At 65.3% G+C, this 24,537-nt stretch carries 2 protein-coding genes; both read left to right on the forward strand.

Annotated features, from left to right (window positions below):
- The first annotated feature begins 179 nt into the window (after positions 1 to 179).
- Positions 180 to 13,103 carry a non-ribosomal peptide synthetase gene (locus CER19_RS02740; protein WP_116665309.1) on the forward strand — a complete coding sequence of 4,308 codons (12,924 nt, stop codon included), beginning with the start codon at positions 180 to 182 and terminating at the stop codon, positions 13,101 to 13,103.
- Positions 13,100 to 24,427 (forward strand): non-ribosomal peptide synthetase, encoded by an 11,328-nt coding sequence (locus CER19_RS02745; protein ID WP_116665310.1) that lies wholly within the window; start codon positions 13,100 to 13,102, stop codon positions 24,425 to 24,427. The genes CER19_RS02740 and CER19_RS02745 overlap by 4 nt, the downstream gene beginning before the upstream one ends.
- The last annotated feature ends 110 nt before the right edge of the window (positions 24,428 to 24,537 follow it).

Consider the following 24,537-nt stretch of genomic DNA (forward strand, 5'->3'; position numbering starts at 1 on the left):
TCCCCGCTTCCCATGTCACCCCCCAGCCCACAGATCCCTTAATTTTCAAGCCTGCCGGAAGCCCCTCCAGGCCTACGGCTGCGCCCGCAGTTTTTTACAGGCGCGCGGTACTGCCGATCCAAGCGGCAAAACTGAATACGGACATTCTCGTCAACCGTGAATTATCAGGCAGGTTCCCCATGCAGTTCAGCGACTTACTGGCAGCGATCTCCACCCACGCGATCCGTCTGCAAACGGAAGAAGACGATCTGATCGTGCTTGGCGATGACCAAGCGTTGGACGACGCGCTCTGGGATCAATTGATCGCACACAAATCCCAACTGCTGGAGTTGGTCGCCGAACATGGCGGTGACTGGCTGAGCCCGGCCTACCGCATCACCCCGGACATGCTGGCCCTGGTCAACCTCGACCAGCCGGCCATCGACCGCATCGTCGCGGCGGTCCCCGGCGGTGTGGCGAATGTGCAGGATATCTACCCCCTGGCACCCCTCCAGGAAGGCATGCTCTATCACCATCTTTCGGCGCAAAAGGGCGACCCCTACGTGCTGCACGCGCAGTTCGTGTTCGACAGCCGCGCACGCCTTGACGCTTTTGCCGAGGCGCTGCAATGGGTCATCGACCGTCACGATATTTTGCGCACTTCGATGGTCTGGGAGCGCTTGGACGAACCGCTGCAAGTGGTGTGGCGCAAGGCTGTGTTGGCCTGCGAAGAGGCGCATCTGGACGGTGCTGACCGCCTCGCTCAATTGCTCGCTCGCTATGATGCCCGCGCCTATCGCATGGACCTGGGCCAGGCGCCGCTGCTGCGCCTGGTATTCGCTGATGACCCGGCCAACCAGCGGGTGGTGGCGATGCTGCTGTTCCACCACACCATCCTCGATCACACGGCCCTGGATGGGGTGCGGCATGAAATCCAGCTGTATCTGGCCGGGCAGCAAGCCCAGGCCGCTGCACCGGTAGCGTTTCGCAGCTATATCGCCCAGGTGCGCCATGGCGTCAGCGAGCAGGCCCATGAGACGTTCTTCCGCGACATGCTGGCGGATATCGATGAACCGACGCTGCCGTTCGGCCTGCAAGATGTGCAGGGCGACGGTCAGGGTATCGACGAAGTGCGCATTCTCGTCGACAGCGCTTTGAGCCGCCGCCTGCGCAGCATGGCGCGCCCGCTGGGGGTGAGTGTGGCAAGCCTGATGCACCTGGCCTTGGCGCGGGTGCTGGGTGCAGTCTCCGGTCGGGAGGCGGTGGTATTTGGCACCGTGATGCTCGGGCGCATGGGCGCGGGTGAGGGCGGTGAACGGGCTTTGGGCATGTTCATCAACACCTTGCCGCTGCGCGTGGATGTCGGTGAGCAGGGCGTGCGCGCCGCGGTCAAGGTCACCCATGAGCGCCTCACTGGCTTGCTCGATCACGAACATGCGTCCCTGGCGCTGGCTCAGCGCTGTAGTGGCGTGGCAGCGCCTGCGCCGCTGTTCAGCGCGATACTCAACTACCGTCACAGCGCCGCCACCGATATGTCGGCGGTGATCGAAGTCGCCGACGGTATCCAGGTATTGGGCGCCGAAGAGCGCACGAATTACCCGTTGACCGTCAACGTCGATGACCTGGGGGAAGACTTCGCCCTGACGCTGATGGTGGATGCGTCCATCGGCGCGCAGCGGGTTGCGGGCTATCTGCATACGGCCTTGGAAAGCCTGGCCGACGCCCTCGAACAACGACCGGATATGCCGCTCTGCGGCCTGAACATCCTGCCTGACGCTGAACGCCATCACTTGCTGCACGCTTTGAACTACTGCCCCACGCACTACGCCGACACCCAACTGATTCACCAGCAAGTCGAAACCCATGCCGCCGCCCAACCCGATGCCATTGCGTTGCGCTTTGAGCAACACGCCCTGACCTACCGTCAACTCAACGAACGCGCCAACCAGGTCGCCCACGCGCTCCTGGCCCACGGCGTGTGCCCTGACGCGCGCGTGGCGATTTGCGTGGAGCGTGGCCCGCAGATGATCATCGGCCTGCTCGGCATCCTCAAGGCCGGCGCCGGCTATGTGCCCATCGACCCGGCCTATCCCCAGGAGCGCATCGCCTACACCCTGGCCGACAGCCAACCGGTGGCGGTGCTGGTGCAGGCCAACACGGCGCAGCGGGTCGGCGCGCTGGCCCAGATCGACCTCGACCACCTGGGCCCGTTGCCCATCACCAACCCACGGCTGCACCTGAGCCCGGCCAACCTGGCCTATGTGATCTACACCTCTGGCTCCACCGGCCAGCCCAAGGGCGTGATGATCGAACATCGCCAGGTCGCGCGCCTGTTCAGCGCCACCCAACAGTGGTTCGGTTTCAACCCGCACGATGTGTGGGCGCTGTTCCATTCCTTTGCGTTCGACTTTTCCGTGTGGGAAATCTGGGGCGCGCTGATGCACGGCGGCCAGTTGCTGATCGTGCCGCAACTGGTCAGCCGCTCGCCGGATGAGTGCTACGCGCTGCTGTGCGACGCCCGGGTGAGCATCCTCAACCAGACGCCGAGTGCGTTCCGCCAGTTGATCGCGGCCCAGGGCAACAGCGCCCAGTCCCATTCCCTGCGCCAGGTGATTTTCGGCGGCGAAGCCCTGGAACCGGGCATGCTCAAGCCATGGTACGCGCGGGCAGTGAATGCCGGTACGCAGCTGGTGAACATGTACGGCATCACTGAAACCACCGTGCATGTGACCTACCGTGCGCTGGAAGCGGCCGACGCGCACTTGGTCGGCGTGAGCCCGATTGGCGTGCGTATTCCCGATTTGCAGTTGTACGTGCTGGATGAACGCCGTGAGCCCTTGCCCCTGGGTGTGGTGGGCGAGTTGTACGTGGGCGGTGCCGGGGTGGCGCGCGGTTACCTGAACCGCGAGGCGCTGAATGCCGAACGCTTCCTTGCCGACCCGGCGACCGGCCTGCGTATGTACAAGACCGGCGACCTCGGCCGCCTGCTGGCCGACGGCAGTGTCGAGTACCTGGGGCGTAACGATGACCAGGTCAAGGTCCGTGGTTTCCGTATCGAACTGGGTGAAATCCAGGCGCACCTGGCCACTGCCAGCGGCGTGCGTGATGCGGTGGTGATAGCCCGTGAAGATCAGCCGGGCGACCAACGCCTGGTGGCCTATGTGCTCAGCGATGGCGAACTCAACGTGGCTACCCTGCGTGACCATCTGCTGGCGAGCCTGGCCGAACACATGGTGCCCAGCGCCTTCGTGCGCCTGGATAAGCTGCCGCTGACCACCAACGGCAAGCTTGACCGCAAGGCCTTGCCCGCACCTGATGCCGACGCCGTGGCCCGGCGCGAGTATGCGGCGCCCCAGGGTGCGGTGGAAACCACCCTCGCCATGCTCTGGCAAGACCTGCTCAACGTCGACCGTGTCGGTCGTGAGGACAATTTCTTCGAACTCGGCGGCCATTCGCTGTTGGCGGTCAAACTGATCGAGCGCATGCGCCAGGTCGACCTCAGCGCCGATGTGCGCGTGCTGTTCGGCCAACCCACCTTGGCGGCGCTCGCTGCGGCGGTGGGCGGCCAGCAGACCGTGCAGGTGCCGGCCAACTATATTCAAGCAGACACGCAAGCCATCACCCCGGACATGCTGCCTCTGGTCGAGCTGGATCAGGCCGCTATCGACCATATCCTTGAGGCCGTGCCCGGTGGCGTTGCCAACGTGCAGGACATCTACGGCCTGGCGCCGTTGCAGGCCGGCATTCTCTACCACCACCTGGCGACCACCGAGGGCGATCCCTACGTGTTGCAGGTGCAGTTGCGCTTTAACGACCAGGGCGCCGTCGACGGGTTTGTCAACGCGCTGCACACGGTGATCGAGCGCAACGATATCCTGCGCACCGCCATCCTCTGGGAGGGCCTGGAGGAGCCGGTGCAAGTGGTGTTGCGCCAGGCGCCCTTGGTGGTCGAACGCCTGGATGCCCTGGGCGGCGATGCACTGGCGCACCTGCAACAGCGTTTCGACCCACGCCACTATCGCCTGGACCTGTCACGCGCCTCGCTGATGCGCCTGGCGTATGCGCAGGACAGCCACGGCGTGGTCGGCATTTTGCTGCTGCACCATATCCTCCTCGACCACACGGCCCTGCATGTGCTGGTCGAAGAAATGAGTGCCAGCCTGCACGGCCACAGCGCGCAATTGCCTGACGCGGTGCAGTATCGCAACTACGTGGCCCAGGCCCGTCTCGGTGTCACCCAGGCCCAGCACGAGGCTTTCTTCAGCCAGATGCTGGGCAACATCGACGAGCCGACCCTGGCCTTCGGTTTGCAGGACGTGAATGGTGACGGCAGCGGCATCCATGAAGCGCGCCTGCCGCTGGAGCCGGCGCTCAACCTGGGCTTGCGCGAACAGGCGCGCCAACTGGGTGTGAGCATCGCGAGCCTGGTACACCTGGCCTGGGCCCAAGTGCTGGGCCAGGTGTCCGGCCAGCAGGAGGTGGTATTCGGCACCGTGTTGCTGGGCCGTATGCAGGGCGGCGAGGGCGCGGACCGGGCGCTGGGGATGTTTATCAACACCTTGCCGCTGCGAGTCAGCCTTGGCAGCGTCGGCGTGCAGGCCGGCGTGCGTGCCACCCATGCGCGCCTGGCGCAACTGCTCGGGCACGAACATGCCTCGTTGTCCCTGGCCCAGCGTTGCAGCGGCGTGCCGGGCTCACTGCCGCTGTTCAGCACCTTGCTCAACTACCGGCACAGCGCAGCCGATGAAGCCCCGGGGGACAACCCCTTTGCCGCCTCCGGTATCGAAATTCTCAGCTCCGAAGAACGCAGCAACTACCCGCTGGTGCTCAACGTCGATGACCTCGGCACGGGCATGCGCTTGACCGTGCAAGGCGTGGCTGAACTGGATGTGCAACGGGTGGGCAACTACATGCTCACTGCGCTGCGCCACCTGGTGACTGCGCTGCAACAGGCGCCGACCACCGCGTTGCACAGCGTATCGATCGTGCCACCGGCGGAGCGGCGCAAACTGCTGCTGGACTTCAATGCCAGCGCCCGTGAATTTCCGTCGCACCTCAGCGTCGCCCAACTGTTTGAAGCCCAGGCACTGGCCCGGCCTGAAGCTACGGCGGTGGTGCATGGCGAACGCGCCCTGAGCTACCGCGACCTCAACCACCGTGCCAACCGGCTCGCCCATTATTTGCTCAACCAGGGCGTACAGCCGGGTGAGCCGGTCGCCCTGGCGCTGCCGCGCTCCATCGACCTGATCGTCGGCCAATTGGCTGTACTCAAATGCGCGGCGGTCTACGTACCGCTGGACATTAACGCGCCACCTGAACGCCAAGCCTTCATGGTGCAGGACAGCGGCGCCCGCCAGCGGCTGGACAACCTGGCCGAGCTGAACCTGGACGCATTGCCAGCGAGCAACCCCGCTGTGGCCCAGAGCTCGGACAGCGTGGCGTACATCATGTACACCTCCGGCTCCACCGGAACGCCCAAAGGCGTGTTGGTGACCCATCGCGGCATCAGCCGGCTGGTGATCAATAACGGCTATGCCGACTTCAACCCCCATGACCGCATCGCCTTTGCGTCCAACCCGGCGTTCGACGCCAGCACCATGGATGTGTGGGGCGCGCTGCTCAACGGCGGCCAGGTCCAGGTGATCGACCACGCCACCTTGCTCGACCCGCTGGCGTTTGGCGCTGAACTCAAGGGTGCTACGGTGCTGTTCGTCACCACCGCGCTGTTCAACCAATATGTGCAGCTGATTCCACAGGCCTTGGCCGGCCTGCGCATTTTGCTGTGCGGCGGCGAACGTGCCGACCCGGCGGCCTTCCGCAGCCTGTTGGCGCAGGCCCAGGCTTTGCGTCTGGTGCATTGCTACGGGCCGACCGACACCACCACCTACGCCGCCACCTATGAAGTGCGTGCGCTGGCCTCAGATGCCGACAGCGTGCCGGTGGGGCGGCCCATTTCCAATACGCAGATCTATGTGCTGGACCCACAGTTGCAGCCGGTCCCGCTGGGCATCACCGGTGAAATCTGCATTGGCGGGGGGGGGGTTGCCAAGGGCTACTTGAACCGTGCGCAGTTGACCGCCGAGAAGTTCGTGAACAACCCCTTTGTCGATCAGCCTGGGGCACTGATGTATCGCACTGGCGACCTCGGGCGCTGGTCGGAAGATGGCCTGCTGGAGTGCCTGGGGCGCAATGACGACCAAGTCAAAATCCGCGGTTTCCGTATCGAACTGGGCGAGATCGAGGCGCGCCTGGCCAGTTGTGCGGGCATTCAGGAAGTTGCCGTGCTCGCCCGTGAAGACGTGCCGGGGGACAAGCGCCTGGTGGCCTATTTCACCTGGGCCGGCGCAGACCTGGGTATTGACCAGGTACACGCGCACCTGCAAGGCCAACTGCCGGACTACATGCTGCCGTCGGCCTATATGCCGCTGGCCAGCCTGCCGTTAACCAACAACGGCAAGCTGGATCGCAAGGCATTGCCGGCGCCCGACCAGGCCGCCTTGATCAGCCGTGGCTACGAGGCCCCGCAAGGCGAGGTGGAAAGACTGCTGGCGCAGATCTGGCAGGACGTGCTCAAGCTTGAACGCGTGGGGCGCCATGATCATTTCTTCGAATTGGGCGGGCATTCGTTGCTGGCGGTCAGCCTGATCGAACGTATGCGCCAAGTGGGCCTGAGCGCCGATGTGCGCGTGTTGTTCAGCCAGCCAAGCCTGGCCGCGCTGGCGGCAGCCGTGGGCAGCGGCAGGGAAATTGTGGTGCCCGCCAATGGCATCCCCGCCGGCTGCACACAGATCACACCGTCGATGCTGAGCCTGTTGCAACTCACCCCGCAGGCCATCGCGCGCATTGTTGCCAGCGTGCCGGGTGGGGCAGCGAATATCCAGGATATCTACCCGCTGGCACCGCTACAGGAAGGCATTCTCTACCACCACATCAGCGCCGAGCAGGGCGACCCGTACCTGCTGCAATCGCGCATGGCCTTTGACACTGTTGAGCGCCTGCACGCCTTTATGGGCGCGCTGCAACAGGTGGTGGCGCGCCACGACATTCTGCGTACCGCTGTGGTGTGGGAAGGTCTCGACAGCCCGGTGCAAGTGGTGTGGCGCACCGCCCAGTTGGGGGTGCACGAAGTGATGCTCGACCCGGCCGGCGGCGACGTGATGGCGCAACTGCATGGGCGTTTCGATGCGCGTCACTACCGCCTGGACATTACCCAGGCGCCCTTGCTGCGCATGGTCTATGCCCAGGACCCGGCGCACAACCGGGTCGCGGCGATCCTGCTGTTCCACCACCTGGCGCTGGACCACACCGCCATGGAAGTGGTCGGCCAGGAAATGCGTGCCTTTATGTTCAACCAGGCCCAGGACTTGCCCGCTGCCGCACCGTTTCGCAACTATGTGGCCCAGGCGCGACTGGGCGTCAGTGTGGCGCAGCATGAGCAGTTTTTCCGCGACATGCTCGCCGAGGTCGATGAACCTACCTTGCCGTTTGGCCTGCAAGATGTGCAGGGCGATGGCCGTGCAATCGAAGAAGCCGAGGTGCACCTGGAAGCGGGCCTGGCCCGGCGCGTACGCCAGCAGGCGCGCCAACTGGGCGTCAGCGCCGCCAGCCTGATGCACCTGGCCTGGGCCCAGGTGTTGGGCCTGGTCTCGGGCCGCGATGAGGTGGTGTTCGGCACGGTGCTGATGGGCCGTATGCAAGCCGGCGAGGGCGCAGACCGTGCGCTGGGGATGTTTATCAATACCTTGCCGCTGCGGGTCGATGTTGCAGGCGGCGCAACGCAGGCGGTCAAAGCCACCCATGCGCGCTTGAGCGCCTTGCTCGGGCATGAGCATGCGTCACTGGCCCTGGCCCAGCGTTGCAGCGGCGTGCCAGCCAGCACGCCGTTGTTCAGCGCCTTGCTCAATTACCGCCACAGCAACCCTGGCGAAATGGCCCGCGACGGCCATGGCATCTGGGAAGGTGTGCAACTGCTGGGCGGTGAAGAGCGCAGCAACTACCCGCTGACCCTGAGCGTGGATGACCTGGGCGCAGGCTTTGGCCTGAGCGTGCTGGCCGTGCCGCAGATCGGCGCGCAACGCCTGTGCGACTACATGCTCAGCGCCGTGGAGCAATTGGTTGCCACCCTTGAGACGGCGCCCCACAGCGCGCTGCGCCAGTTACCGATTCTGCCCGCCGCAGAGCGCGACATGGTGCTGCGCGAGTTCAACGCCACTGCCCACGACTTCCCCCGTGGCCAGACTGTGCACGGTGCGTTTGAGGTGCAGGCCGAGCGCCAACCCCATCGCATTGCCGTGCAGCAAGGCAGCGAGGCGCTGACGTATCAGCAGCTCAATCAGCGGGCCAACCAGTTGGCTCGTCACTTGCTGGAACTCGGCGTGCAAGCCGATGACCGTGTGGCACTGTGCTGCCGTCGCGGCCCGCAGATGCTGGTGGGGCTGTTGGGCATTCTCAAGGCTGGCGCGGGCTATGTGCCGATCGACCCGGCGTACCCCGCCGAGCGTATCGCCTACTTGTTGCAAGACAGCGCGCCCGTGGCGGTGCTGGCCGAGACCAGCACCCGGGACCTGCTGGGGCCCGTCGCCCTGGTCGATCTGCAGGACCCCAGTTGGCAGCGCCACGCCGTCAGCAATCCGCAACTGCCCGCCCTGACGCCTGCGCACCTGGCGTATGTGATCTACACCTCCGGCTCCACCGGCCAGCCCAAGGGCGTGATGGTGGAACACCGCACCGTGGAAAACCTGGTGCATTGGCACTGTGAAGCCTTTGGCCTGACGGCGGTGAGCCACACCAGCAGCGTGGCCGGCATGGGGTTCGATGCCATGGCCTGGGAAGTCTGGCCGGCCCTGTGCGTCGGCGCGACCCTGCACCTGCCACCCGCCGAAGTCGGCAATGAAAACATCGATGAACTGCTGGCCTGGTGGCTGTCGCAGCCGTTGGACGTGAGTTTCCTGCCGACGCCGGTGGCCGAGTACGCGTTCAGCCTGCCCCAGCAGCACCCCACCTTACGCATCCTGCTGATCGGCGGTGACCGTTTGCGTCAGTTCACCCAGGAGCGGCGCTTTGCGGTGGTCAACAACTACGGCCCCACCGAAGCCACGGTGGTTGCCACCTCCGGCCGCGTGCGGGCCGGGCAGGTGTTGCATATTGGCCGGCCCATCGCCAATGCCTCCAGCTATGTGCTGGATGTGCAACTGCGCCCGGTACCGGTGGGGGTGGCCGGTGAACTCTATGTGGGCGGCAGCGGCGTGGCGCGGGGTTACCTCAACCGTGCCGAGCTGACGGCCGAACGCTTCCTGCAAGACCCGTTCAACCCAGGGCGCATGTACCGCACCGGTGACCTGGTGCGTTGGCTGCCCGATGGCAACCTTGAATACCTGGGCCGTAACGACGACCAGGTAAAACTGCGCGGCGTGCGGGTGGAACTGGGTGAAATCGAAAGCCGCCTGACGGCACTGGACGGTATCCGTGAGGCCGTGGTGCTAGTGCGCGAAGGTCGCCTGCTGGCCTGGTTCACCGAACAGCGCCCGCTGCAGATCGAGACCTTGCGTGCGCACCTGCAAGCCCAACTTCCCGAGGCGCTGGTACCGGTCGCCTACATGCGGCTTGACCAGTTGCCCCTGACCGCCAATGGCAAACTGGACCGCAAGGCATTGCCAGAGCCAGACCAGTGCGCCTTGCTCAGCCGTGAATACCAAGCCCCCCAAGGTGACGTCGAAACCACCCTGGCGCGGCTCTGGGCCGAGGTGTTGCAGGTGGAGCAAGTGGGCCGCCATGACCACTTCTTCGAACTGGGCGGCCATTCATTGCTGGCCGTCAACCTCATCGAGCGCATGCGCCAGGCCGGCCTCAGCGCTGATGTGCGCGTGCTGTTCAGCCAGCCAACCCTGGCCGCGCTGGCCGCCGCTGTCGGCAGTGGCCGCGAAGTGCCGGTGCCGGCCAATCGCATCAGTGCCGGTTGCCAGCGCATCACCCCGGACATGCTGGCCCTGGTGAACCTCGACCAGTCGGCGATCGATCAGGTGGTGGCTCAGGTGCCTGGCGGCGCTGCCAGCGTGCAGGACATCTACCCGCTGGCGCCGTTGCAGGAGGGGATTTTTTATCACTACCTCACGGCCGCTCAGGGCGATCCGTACCTGCTGCAATCGCACCTGGCGTTTGACAGTGTCGAGCGTCTGCACGCCTTTATGCGCGCGCTGCAACAGGTGATCAACCGCCACGACATCCTGCGCACCGGGGTGGTGTGGGAGGGCCTGGCGCAACCGCTGCAAGTGGTGTGGCGCCAGGCGCAGCTGTGCGTGCAGGAACTTAACCTGCAAGGCGACGTACTCGCCGGCCTGCACGAGCGGTTTGATGCGCGGCGTTATCGCCTGGAAATCAGCCAGGCGCCGTTGATTCGCCTGATGTACGCAAAGGACCCGGCCAACCAGCGCGTGGTGGCGGTGCTGCTCTATCACCATATCGTGTTGGACCACACCGCCTTCGACGTGGTGCTGCGCGAAATGCAGGGCCATCTGTTGGGCCACGCTGCGCCCACCGCCGCGCCAATGCCGTATCGCAACTATGTGGCCCAGGCCCGTTTGGGTGTCAGCGAACAGGAGCATGAGCAGTTCTTCCGCCAGATGCTGGGCGATGTCGACGAACCGACGTTGCCGTTTGGCTGGCAGGACGTGCGCGGCGATGGCAATGCCATCGACGAACATAGCCTGCAATTGGACAGCCAGCTCAACCGCCGCCTGCGCAGCCAGGCGCGGCTGCTGGGGGTCAGCGCTGCCAGCCTGTTCCATCTGGCCTGGGCACAGGTGCTGGCCGCGGTATCGGCGCGCCATACGGTAGTGTTCGGCACCGTGCTGGTGGGCCGTCTGCAAGGCGGCGAGGGCGCCGACCGCGCCCTGGGCGTGTTTATCAATACCTTGCCGCTGCGCCTGGACATCGACGCCCAGGGCGCCCGCGCCGCCGTGCGGGCCACCCATGCGCGGCTGACCGAATTGCTCGGCCATGAACACGCCTCCCTGGCCTTGGCCCAGCGCTGCAGTGGGGTAGCGGCCCCGGCGCCATTGTTCAGCTCGATGCTCAACTATCGCCATCGCGGCGCCGCCACCCGCTCGGTGGATGCGCAGTTGGCATGGGAAGGCATGCAAACCTTGGTCAATGACGGGCGCACCAATTACCCCCTGACCTTGAACGTGGACGACCTGGGCGACGGCTACGCGTTCACCGCCCTGGCCCAGGTGGATGCGCAACGGGTGTGCGGGTATATGCATAACGCATTGAGCGGCCTGGTCGAGGCTCTTGAGCAGGCGCCGCACCAGGCGCTGAACCGCCTGCCGGTGCTGGGGCTGCAAGAGCGGCAACAGCTGCTGGTGCAGTTCAACGCCACCGAGGTGAACTACAACCTCGACCAGACCCTGCACGGGCTGTTTGAAGCCCAGGTTGTACGTACCCCGCAGGCCGTGGCAGTGAAGGCCGGCGAGCACACCTTGAGCTATCAGCAACTCAATGAACGCGCCAACCGCCTGGCCCATCACTTGCGTGACAGCGGTGTGCGCCCGGACGCGCGCGTGGGCATCTGCGTCGAGCGCGGCCTGGACATGGTCATCGGCCTGTTCGCCATCCTCAAGGCCGGCGGTGCCTATGTGCCGCTGGACCCGGCGTACCCGCCAGAGCGCATCGCCTACATGCTGCACGACAGCGCACCGGTGGTGGTGCTGGCCCAAAGCGCCACCCGCGCCTTGCTGGGTGACGCGGTGGTGATCGACCTCGACCACAGCACCTGGCAGCACCAACCCGTCACCAACCCGCAAGTACCGGGCCTCCTTGCCCGGCACGCGGCCTATGTGATCTACACCTCCGGTTCCACCGGCCAACCCAAGGGCGTGATCAACGAACATGCTGGGGTGGTCAACCGTCTGTTGTGGATGCAGGACGCCTACGGCCTCGAGGCCCACGATGCGGTGTTGCAGAAAACCCCGTTCAGCTTCGACGTGTCGGTGTGGGAGTTCTTTTGGCCGCTGTTCACCGGGGCGCGCCTGGTGATGGCGCGCCCTGAAGGGCACAAGGACCCGGCGTACCTGTGCGAGGTGATCGCCGCGGAGCAGATCACGACCTTGCACTTTGTGCCGTCGATGCTTGATGTGTTCCTGGCCCACGGCGATGTCAGCCAAGCGGCGGGGTTGGTGCGGGTGATGTGCAGCGGCGAGGCCCTGCCGGGCAGCCTGGTGCGGCGTTTCAAGCAGCAGTTGCCGGGGATTGGTTTGTACAACCTGTATGGCCCCACTGAAGCGGCAGTAGACGTGACGGCCTGGAACTGCGCCCGCCCTGAGGTGCCGGACAACACCCCGATCGGCAAGCCGATTGCCAACACCCGTCTGTATGTACTCGACGGGCAGTTACTGCCGGTGCCGTTGGGCGTGGTCGGTGAGCTGTTCATCGCAGGTGTGCAAGTGGCGCGGGGTTACCTGAACCGCCCTGAGCTGACCGCCGAACGCTTCCTCGACGACCCGTTCACCCCTGGGCGCATGTACCGCACCGGTGACCTGGGCCGCTACTTGCCCGACGGCACGCTCGAGTACCTGGGGCGCAATGACGATCAGGTGAAGATCCGTGGCCTGCGCATTGAGCTGGGAGAAATTCAGGCGCGCCTGATCGAGCATCCGGCGGTCAAGGACGCCGTGGTCGTCGCCCGGGAACAGCGCCTGGTCGCGTATTACACCGGCGCGCCCACCGATATCGAAAGCCTGCGCGCCCAGCTGTTGCAGCACCTGCCTGACTTTATGGTGCCGGCGCTGTTCATGCACCTGGACGCCTTGCCCCTGAGCCCCAACGGCAAGCTCGACCGCAAGGCCCTGCCTGTACCGGGTATGGACGCGTTGCAGGTACGTGAATACGCAGCGCCCGAAGGCGACACCGAGGTCCTCCTGGCCCAGCTCTGGGCCGAGCTGCTCAAGGTGGAACGGGTAGGGCGCCACGACAACTTCTTTGAACTGGGCGGGCACTCGCTGCTTGCCGTGAGCTTGATCGGGCGCCTGCGCCAGGAAGGCATGGAAGCCGATGTGCGGGGCTTGTTCGAACAACCGACCCTGGCCGGCTACGCCGCAATGACCGAACGAATGGAGATCGTCCTGTGAACATCCTCGAGCTGCTGGCAACCCTGAAAACCAAGGATGTGCAACTGGCGCTCAAGGGCGAGCAGTTGTCGGTGAACGGCAACAAGCAAGCCTTGAGCGACCCGGCGATCTTGGCCGCCTTGCGTGAACACAAGCCGGCGCTGATCGAACTGATCAAGGCCGGTGAATACACCGCGACCAAGGCCGGTGAGGTGCAGGTACCGGCCAATGGCATCCCGGCCAATGCCGAGCGCATCACCCCCGACATGCTGACCCTGTCGACCCTGAGCCAGGACGAGATCGAGCGCATTGTCGCCACGGTGCAGGGCGGCGTGGCGAATATTCAGGACATCTACCCGCTGGCGCCGTTGCAGGAAGGCATCCTGTTCCACCATGTCAGTGCCGAGCAGGGCGACCCCTATGTGATGCAGTCGCAGTTCGCCTTTGACAACCTTGCGCGTTTCGATGCGTTTGCCCAGGCGCTGCAACGGGTGATGGACCGTCACGATATCCTGCGTACCGGGGTGGTCTGGGATGGCCTGACGCAACCCTCGCAAGTGGTGTGGCGCCAGGCACGCCTGCCGGTGCAAGCCTTGAGGCTGGACCCGGCCGACGGCGATATCGCCACGCAACTGCATGACCTGTTCGATGCCCGCCATTACCGCCTCGACGTCACCCAGGCGCCGTTGCTGCGCCTGGTGCACGCTGAAGACCCGGCCAACCAGCGCATCGTCGCCACCCTGTTGTTCCATCACATGGCGCTCGACCACAGCGCCCTGGACGTGGTGTGCCACGAAATGCAGGCGTGCCTGTTGGGCCACGGCGCGGCCCTGGGCCAGGCCGTACCGTTTCGCAACTATGTGGCGCAAGCGCGGTTGGGGATCAGTGAGCAGGAGCACGAACGTTTCTTCCGGCAGATGCTCGGCGATATCAGCGAACCCACCTTGCCGTTCGGTTTGCAGGACGTGCAGGGCGATGCGCGCGGCATTGCTGAAGTCAGCCTGGCATTGGCACCGGCACTGGCCCAGCGTTTGCGGGTACAGGCGCGCCAACTGGGCGTGAGCGCCGCCAGCCTGTTTCACCTGGGTTGGGCCCAGGTGCTGGGGGTGGTGGCCGGCAAGGCCCAGGTGGTGTTCGGCACCGTATTGATGGGGCGCATGCAGGGCAGCCATGACACCGACCGCGCCCTGGGCATTTTCATCAATACCTTGCCGTTTCGCGTGGACGTAGACGCCCAGGACGTGCGCACCGCAGTCAAGGCCACCCACGCGCGCCTGACCACTTTGCTACGCCATGAACACGCGGCCTTGGCCCTGGCCCAGCGTTGCAGTGGTGTGCTCGCGCCGACGCCGCTGTTCAGCGCGCTGCTCAACTATCGCCACAGTGCGCCCGCCGCCAGTGCCGAGGCGGTGTCGGCCTGGCAGGGTATCACCGCACTGCGCGCCGAGGAGCGCACCAACTACCCGCTGACCCTGAGCGTGGATGACCTGGGCGAGGGCTTCGGCCTGAGTTTGCTGGCCAGCGCCCTGGTCGACCCTCAGCGTGTCTGCGCCTACCTGAACACCGCGTTGGAAAACCTGGTGAGCGCACTGGAGCAGGCCCCCCATACCGCGCTCGACCAACTGTCGGTGGTGCCCGCTGCCGAACAGCGCTTGCTGCTGGAACAGTTCAACACCACCCAGACCGTCTTCCCCCAAGGCACCACCCTGCATGGCCGCGTCGAAGCCCAGGCTAGGCTCACGCCGGACGCCATTGCCGCTGTGCATCAGGGCCGGCAACTGACCTACGCTGAATTGAACCAACAAGCCAACCTGCTGGCGCATCATCTGTTGGCGCTGGGGGTCAAGCCCGACGACCGCGTGGCCATTGTCGCGCGGCGCGGCCTCGACACCCTGGCCGGGTTGCTGGCGATTCTCAAGGCCGGTGCCGGTTATGTGCCGGTGGACCCGTCCCACCCGGCTGAGCGTCTCCACTATTTGCTCAGCGATAGCGCGCCAGTGGCGGTACTCACCCAGCACGCGTTGCTGGGGCGCCTGCCGGTGCTGGAAGTGCCGGTGATCAACCTGGACCGCTTCACCTGGCAGCACCACTCGGCGAGCAACCCCACAATCGCCGTCGGCCCGACGAACCTCGCCTATGTGATCTACACCTCCGGCTCCACCGGCTTGCCCAAGGGGGTGATGGTGGAACACCACAGCGTCGCCAACCTGGTGGACTGGCATTGCAGCGCCTTCGACCTGCGCGCCGGGCGGCATACCGCCAGTGTTGCCGGTTTCGGCTTTGACGCGATGGCCTGGGAGGTGTGGCCGGCGCTGTGTGTGGGCGCTACCTTGCACCTGCCACCGGCCCATGAGGGCAGCGAAGATATCGACGCACTGCTGGCCTGGTGGTGCGCGCAGCCTTTGGACGTGAGCTTTCTGCCAACGCCGGTGGCGGAATACGCCTTCAGCCAGAACATCGAACACCCGACCTTGCGCACCTTGCTGGTCGGTGGGGACCGCCTGCGCCAGTTCGGACGGGCACAGCGCTTTGAGCTGATCAACAACTACGGGCCCACCGAAGCCACGGTGGTGGCCACTTCCGGCAAGGTCGAGGCGGGCCAGCCGTTGCATATCGGCAAGCCGATCGCCAATGCCAAGGTCTACGTGCTCGACCCCTACCAGCGCCCGGTGCCGCTGGGGGTGGCGGGGGAGTTGTACGTGGGCGGCAAGGGCGTGGCACGCGGTTACCTCAACCGCCCGGAACTGACCGCCGAGCGCTTTGTGCGCGACCCGTTCAATGCAGGGCGCATGTACCGCACCGGCGACCTGGTGCGCTGGTTGCCGGACGGCACGCTCGACTACCTGGGGCGCAACGATGACCAAGTGAAAATCCGTGGCGTGCGCATCGAACTGGGCGAAATCGAAACCCAGCTCAACCAATTGCCCGGCATCCTGGAAGCAGTGGCGGTGGTGCGTGAGGAACGGCTGGTGGCCTACTTCACCGAAAACCCACAACTGGACCCGCTGACGGTGGCCCAGATTCGCGCCCACCTGGTGGCGCATCTGCCGGACTACATGGTGCCCGTCGCGTTCATGAAGCTCGATGCACTGCCACTGACTGCCAATGGCAAGCTTGACCGCAAGGCCCTGCCGGCGCCGGACATGGCCGCAGTATTTACCCGCGAGTACGCCGCGCCCCTGGGCGAAATCGAAACCGTGCTGGCGCAGATCTGGGCCGAGGTGTTGCAGGTGCAGCGCGTGGGGCGCTATGACCATTTCTTTGAGCTGGGCGGGCATTCGTTGCTGGCCATGCGCATGGTGTCTCAGGTGCGCCAGCGGCTGGGCGTCGAATTGGCGCTGGGCGACCTGTTTGCCAACGCCGAACTGGCGGCGGTCGCCGAGGTGCTGGCCCAGGCCGGTCGCAGCACCTTGCCGGATATCTTGCCGGCCAACCGTGATGAGGACCTGCCGCTGTCCTTCGCCCAACAACGCCTGTGGTTCCTGGCCTTGATGGAAGGGGCCAACACCGCCTACAACATTCCCATCGGTCTGCGGTTGCGCGGGCAGTTGCATGTGCAAGCGTTGCAACGGGCCCTGGCGCGCATTGTGGCGCGGCATGAAACCCTGCGCAGTCGCTTCGCCCAGCAGGGTGACCAGGCCCGGGTGCTGGTCGTGCCGGCCGAAGAGGTGTTGGCGCTGCAAGTGCAGGACCTGCGTCGCCACCCGCAACCGCAACAGGCCCTGGACGCGCTGATCCACGGCGAAGCCTCGGCACCGTTCGACCTTGAGCGCGGCCCGTTGCTGCGCGGGCGCCTGGTGATGATGGCCGATGATCACCATGTGCTGTTGCTGACCCTGCACCATATCGTCTCTGACGGCTGGTCCATGGGCGTGCTGACCCGCGAGCTGATGGCGCTGTACCAGGCCTTCAGCCACGGCCACGCCGACCCGTTGCCGCCCTTGCCGATCCAATACGCCGACTTTGCGGTGTGGCAACGCCTGTGGCTGAGCGGTGAGGTGCTGCAGCGCCAAAGCAGCTACTGGCAACAGGCGTTGGTCGGTGCGCCGGCGTTGCTGACCTTGCCCACCGACCGCCCGCGCCCGGTGCAGCAGGACTACGCTGGCAGCAGTGTCGAAGTGCGCCTGGATGAGCGCCTCACCGCCGGGCTCAAGGCCTTGAGCCAACGCCATGGCACCACCTTGTACATGACCTTGATGAGCGCCTGGGCTTCGCTGTTGGCGCGCTTGTCCGGGCAACCCGAGTTGGTGATCGGCACGCCGGTGGCCAACCGCATGCGCACCGAAGTCGAAGGGCTGATTGGCCTGTTCGTCAACACCCTGGCGCTGCGTATCGACACCTCGGGCGAGCTGAGCACCGAGGTGTTGCTGGCGCGGGTCAAGGCGCTGACGCTGCAAGCCCAGGCCCATCAGGACTTGCCCTTCGAGCAGGTGGTGGAAATCACCCGGCCGCCGCGCAGTCTGGCCCACAGCCCACTGTTTCAGACCCTACTGAGCTGGCAGGACAGCAGCGCGCCGACCCTGGCCCTGGGCGACCTGGCCTTGGAGAGCATTGTCGAGCACAGCCATTTCGCCAAGTTCGACCTGTCGTTGAACCTGGGGGAAGTGCAGGGCAGCATCCTCGGTGCGCTGGAATATGCCGTGGCCCTGTTTGACGAATCGACGATGCAGCGTTACGTCGGCTATTTCACCCGCGTGTTGCAGGCCATGGTCGATAACGACCAGGCGGTGCTTGCGCAGGTGCCGCTGGTGGATGCGCGCGAACGTCGGCAACTGCTGGTGGATTTCAACGCCACCGCCGTTAGCTACAACCTCGACCAGACCCTGCACGGCATGTTTGAAGCCCAAGTGCTGCGCACACCCCATGCCATTGCGCTGAAGGCGGGCGAGCAGCAACTGAGCTATGCCGAACTGAACGCGCGCGCCAATCAACTGGCTCATCACCTGCAAGCCCTGGGTGTGCAGTCACAGGCGCGGGTGGCGATCTGCGTGGAGCGTGGCCTGGACATGGTCATTGGCCTGTACGCGATCCTCAAGGCCGGTGCCGCCTATGTACCGCTGGACCCGGCCTACCCGCTGGAACGCATCGCCTACATGCTGCACGACAGCGCGCCGACGGTGGTGCTGGCCCAGGCCAGCACCCTTGGGTTGCTGGGCAAGGTGCCGGTGGTCAACCTCGATTCACCCACCTGGCAGCACCAGCCCACCCATAACCCGCAGGCGGCCAGCGTGGCGGCCTACGTGATCTACACCTCCGGTTCCACCGGCCAGCCCAAGGGCGTGATCAACGAACACCCTGGGGTGGTCAACCGCCTGCTGTGGATGCAAGACGAATACGGGCTGACCGCCCGCGATACGGTCTTGCAGAAAACCCCGTTCAGCTTCGACGTGTCGGTGTGGGAGTTCTTCTGGCCGCTGTTCACCGGCGCACGCCTGGTCATGGCTCGCCCTGGCGGGCATAAAAACCCCGACTACCTGTGCCCGGGGATCGAGGCCGAACGGGGCACAACGCCGCATTTTGTGCCGTCGATGCCCGACGTGTTTCTGGCCCACGGCGATGTCAGCCAGGCCGCCGGGCTGGTGCGGGTGATGTGCAGTGGCGAAGCCCTGCCGGGCAGCCTGGTACGGCGCTTCAAACAGCAATTGCCGGGGGTTGGCTTGTACAACCTGTATGGCCCCACCGAAGCGGCGGTGGATGTCACCGCGTGGGACTGCGCAGGCGCTGTGGTGCCGGATAACACCCCCATCGGCAAGCCGATTGCCAATACGCGCCTGTATGTACTGGACGAGCAGTTGCAGCCGGTGCCGTTGGGGGTGGTCGGTGAATTGTTCATCGCGGGCGTGCAGGTGGCGCGGGGTTACTTCAACCGCCCCGAGCTGACCGCCGAACGCTTCCTCGACGACCCGTTCACCCCGGGGCGCATGTACCGCACCGGTGACGTGGGCCGCTACTTGCCTGACGGCACTCTCGAGTACCTGGGGCGCAATGATGACCAAGTGAAGATTCGTGGCCTGCGCATCGAACTGGGGGAAATCCAGGCGCGCCTGACCGAGCATCCAGCGGTGCAGGAAGCCGCCGTGATTGCCCGCGAGCAGCGCCTGATCGCCTATTACACCGGCGTGCCGAGCGAGGTCGAAAGCCTGCGCGCCCACCTGCTGCAACACCTGCCGGAATTCATGCTGCCGGCGAGCTTTGTGCATCTTCAGGCGCTGCCGCTGAGCCCCAACGGCAAGCTCGACCGCAAGGCGCTGCCGGCGCCGGGCCTGGATGCGTTGAGTGTGCGCGACTATGAAGCGCCCGTGGGTGATACGGAAATCACCCTGGCCGCACTGTGGGCCGAATTGCTCAACGTGGAGCGCGTGGGCCGGCATGACAATTTCTTTGAATTGGGTGGCCACTCATTGCTGGCAGTCAGCCTGATGGGGCGCATGCGCCGCCTGGGCTTGTCGGCAGATGTCAAAGTGCTGTTTGGCCAACCGACCTTGTCCGCCCTGGCCGCGGCCTTGGGCGGTGGGCGTGAAGTGGCGGTGCCGGCCAATCGCATTGTGGCCGATTGCACGCGGATTACGCCGGACATGCTTACGCTGATCACCCTGGACCCCGCTGCCATCGAGTGCATCGTCGCCTGCATCCCCGGCGGCGCGGCCAATGTGCAGGACATCTACCCGCTGGCACCCTTGCAGGCCGGCATCCTGTATCAGCATCGCGCCGTGCAGGGAGACGACGCCTATGTGCTGCAGGCGCAGTTTGCCTTCGACAGCCGCCTGCGCCTGGACGCCTTTGCCCATGCCTTGCAGGCGGTGATCCAACGCCATGACATCCTGCGTTCATCCTTCCACTGGGACGGGCTGGAGGAACCGGTGCAAGTGGTGTGGCGCACCGCCTCATTACGGGTTGAAAACGGCCCGGTGCCGCCACGCCTGGACCTCGCCCAGGCACCCTTGATGCGCCTGGTGTATGCCGAGGAGTCGCAACGGGTGGTGGCGACGTTGCTGTTCCACCATCTGGTGATGGACCACATCGCGTTGGACATCCTGCAACACGAAATGCAGGCCTTCCTGTTGGGCACGCAAGACACCTTGGCCGCGCCCGTGCCGTACCGCAACTACGTGGCCCAGACCCGTCTGGGCGCTGAGGACCACGAGACGTTTTTGCGCGAGATGCTCGCTGAGGTCGACGAACCCACCGACGTACCGCACCTGGGTGCCGATGAGCATGCGCATCTGAACCTCGACCTCGGGTTGAGTCGGCGCCTGCGCAACCAGGCGCGTCAAGCGGGAGTCAGCGCCGCCAGCCTTATGCACCTGGCCTGGGCTCATGTGCTGGGCACGGTCTGCGCCCGTGAACAGGTGGTGTTCGGCACGGTGATGCTCGGCCGCCTGCAAGGTGGCGAAGGCGCCGAGCGTGCCATGGGCGTGTTTATCAATACCTTGCCGTTGCGAGTCGACCTGGGTGAACACTCGGTACTGACCGCGCTGCGCGCCACCCATGGGCGCCTGACCCAACTGCTCAGCCATGAACACGCGCCTTTGGCGCTGGCCCAGCGTTGCAGCGGCGTACCCATGGCCACGCCGTTGTTCAGCGTGCTGTTCAACTATCGCCACAGCGCGCCCCAGGCCGGGGGCGTGGCCGAGGCGTGGCAGGGGATCGAGGTGCTCAAGACCGAGGAACACACCCACTACGGCGTGTCGGTGAGCGTGGATGACCTGGGTGAAGGTTTCAGCCTCACGGCCATGGGGCAGGGGGCCCGACGCTTGGGCGACTACCTGCATAACGCCTTGGCGCAGGTGGTGCAGGCACTGGAAGAGCGCAACGACATCGCCCTCAGTTGCTTGCCGATCCTGCCCCAGGCCGAGCGCCAGCAATTGCTTGAAGGCTTGAACGCCACGGCCCGCGCGTTCCCCCGTGAACACAGCGTGCAACACCTGTTCGAAGCCCAGGCGCAGGCGCGCCCTGACGCGGTGGCGGTGCTGCATGGCGAACAACGGATAAGCTATGGCGAACTCAACCGCCGCGCCAACCGCCTGGCCCATCACCTACTCGGCCTGGGTGTGTGCCCCGGCGATAACGTGGCGATCCTGCTGCCACGCTCGGTGGCGTTGCTGGTCAGCCAACTGGCGATTCTCAAATGCGCCGTCGCCTATGTGCCTCTGGACATCAGCGCGCCGGCCGAACGCCAGGGCTTCATGCTGCGAGACAGCGGCGCGGCCTGGCTGTTAACCGGCAGCGACTGCAGCGTGGAGAGCGCGACGCAGCGCCTGGACCTGGACACCCTGGCCCTTGACTCACACCCCGACCACAACCCGGGCCTGCCGCAATCCTCGCAGAGCGTGGCGTACATCATGTACACCTCCGGCTCCACCGGTATGCCCAAAGGCGTATTGGTGCCTCACCGTGGCATCACGCGCCTGGTGCTCAACAACGGCTACGCCGATTTCAATCCCAATGACCGCGTGGCCTTCGCCTCGAACCCGGCCTTCGATGCCAGCACCATGGACGTCTGGGGGCCGTTGCTCAACGGCGGTCAGGTGCAGGTGATTGACCACGCCACCTTGCTCGACCCGCTGGCGTTCGGCGCGGCACTTAAGGGCGTGACGGTGCTGTTCGTTACCACGGCGCTGTTCAACCAGTATGTGCAACTGATTCCCCAGGCCCTGGCCGGCTTGCGTATTTTGCTGTGCGGCGGCGAGCGTGCCGACCCGGCGGCGTTCCGCAACCTGCTGGCATTGGCACCGGGGCTGCGCCTGGTGCATTGCTACGGGCCGACCGAAACCACCACCTACGCCACCACCCATGAAGTGCGCACCATTGCCGCTGACGCCGACAGCGTGCCGGTAGGGCGACCCATTTCCAACACGCAGATCTACGTGCTGGATGCGCAGTTGCACCTGCTGCCCCTGGGGGTGAGCGGCGAAATCTGCATCGGCGGTGACGGTGTCGCCCAGGGCTACCTGAACCGCCCTGAGTTGACGGCGGAAAAGTTCGTGCAGAACCCGTTCAACCCAGGCGCCTTGCTGTACCGCACCGGCGACCTCGGACGCTGGACCGCAGACGGCCTGCTGGAGTGCATCGGGCGTAATGACGACCAAGTGAAGATCCGCGGCTTTCGCATTGAGTTGGGTGAGATCCAAGCACGCTTGGCTGCGTGCGACGCCATCCGCGAAGGGGTGGTGCTGGCCCGCGAAGACGTGCCGGGGGACAAACGCCTGGTGGCCTACTTCACCTGGACGGGCGAGCCGGTCGGCATCGAGCCGGTGCGTGCTTATCTGCAGGCGCACTTGCCGGCCTACATGGTGCCCTCGGCCTTTGTGGCACTGGAGCAACTGCCGTTGACGGCCAATGGCAAGGTCGATCGCAGAGCCTTGCCGGTACCGACGTGGGACGCTTCGACCAGCGGCACATTTGAAGCTCCGGTCGATGCACTGGAACAGACCTTGGCCCAGCTGTGGGCCGAGGTGCTGAAGCTTGAGCAGGTGGGGCGCCATGACAGTTTCTTCGAACTGGGCGGGCATTCCTTGTTGGCGATTCGCCTGGTCAATCGGCTGGACGAGGCCGGGTTGCCGGTGTCGTTGGCCGAGCTGTTCGAGCATGCCAGCGTGGCCTCGGTCGCTGCGCTGCTGCGCCTGCGCGGTGACGACGTGCTGCCTGAGACGGCGGTGATCACAGTGCGCAGCCGTGGGGCGCAGGCACCGTTATTCCTGGTGCATGAGTTCAGTGGCATGGACGTGTACTTCCCGGCGCTGGGCCAGCACCTGCCTGGCGATTACCCGATTTATGGCCTGCCGGGCCTGGCGCTGGGTGAGGCGCATCTGGACAGCATGGAAGGCTTGGCCGCGCGCATGGTCGGGCTGATTCGCCAGATCCAGCCCCACGGCCCTTACCGGCTGGCGGGGTGGTCCTTTGGTGGTGTGCTGGCCTATGAAGTTGCCATGCAGTTGCTGGGGCAGGATGAGGCCGTGGCGTTTCTCGGCTTGATCGACAGCTACGTGCCGCGCATGACCGACCAGGGCAAGGCCCGCTGGAGCGGGCCGGACGCCCTCAAGCGGCATTTGTTGTTGCAGTGCACGGCCTATTGGAAGGCACAGGGAGGTGTGGATGAGCTGGCGAGCCTGGAACAACTGGAGGCAGGCCTTGGACAGCTGGACATTGCGGCTCTGCTGCAACGCTGTCGCGATCAAGGTTTGCTATACGCGCAAATGGCAGCGGCGTCGGACGCCGACCTGTTGAGCTTTTTGCAACGGGAAGTCGGCCATGGGCATGCGTTAGCCCACTACAGCCTGTTCCCGCTGCCGATCCCGGTGCACCTGTTCAGCGCCGAGCAGCGGCCCACCGAACTGTCGCGCCGCAGTGCCGCGCTGGGGTGGGACACCGCCCTGGCGCCTGGGCAACTGCGCCAGGTGCAGGTCCCGGGGGATCACCAGAGCATGATGCAGGCACCGCATATCCAGAGCCTTGGCCAGGCCATGAGCCAAGCGCTGGCGGCGAGCACCCCGGTGAGTTGCGCGGCGCACTCACCCTTGCTGCGTATCCAGAGCGGGCGCGCCGGTTATGCGCCGGTGTTCTGCGTGCCAGGCGCGGGAGACAGCGTCACCGGCTTTGTAGGTTTGAGCGAAGCGCTGGGGCGCGACTGGCCGCTGTATGGCTTGCAGCCGCGAGGGCTGGATGGCGAGGCGGTGCCCCATAGCCAGGTGGAAGCAGCGGCCCAGTGTTACCTGGCGGCGCTGGAACAGGAATGCCCCGAGGGGCTGGTGCATCTGGTCGGGCATTCGTTCGGCGGCTGGGTGGCGCTGGAAATGGCGCTGCGTTTACAGGCGATGGGGCGTGAGGTGGGCTCTTTGACCGTGATCGACAGCGATTCGCCGGGGCGTGCGGGCAAGCCTTATACCTCGACGGCGGCGTTGTTGCGGTTGATCGAGGCGATGCAGTTGGCGGCTGGGAAGTCGCTGGGGATTGATCCTGCGGACTTTGCCGGGCGCGATGAGGTGGCGCAGCGACAAGCGTTGCATGGGGGGATGGTGAGTGTGGGGTTGTTGCCGGCGCGTGCGGCGGTGGAGGCGATGGATGGGCCGGCGCGCACTTACGCGGCGGCGTTGCGCACGGTGTATCAGCCGCAAGGGCGGTATGACGGGGTGGTGCGCCTGGTCTTGGCGCAGGACCCGGCGTTGGATGCGGCGGGGAACCAGCGTGAGCAGGGGGTGATGATCGAGGGGTGGCGAGGGCAGGGGGGGGCGTTGGAGGTTTGGTATGGCGCGGGGAATCACTTTACGTTGCTCAAGGCGCCGAATGTTTTGGGGGTGGCCAGGTGGTGGTTGGAAGTTGTTGGCGTTGGGGAGGTGGTGTCTTGACGGGTGTGCACCGATTCAAATGTGGGAGCTGGCTTGCCTGCGATAACGGTTTGTCTGCGTACATATCCATTGCTGCGGTAACGGCCACTTATGGTTCCGCTCTTACAGCG

It is taken from the genome of Pseudomonas sp. GL93 (assembly GCF_003408955.1).
Classification (GTDB): Bacteria; Pseudomonadota; Gammaproteobacteria; order Pseudomonadales; family Pseudomonadaceae; genus Aquipseudomonas; species Aquipseudomonas paracarnis.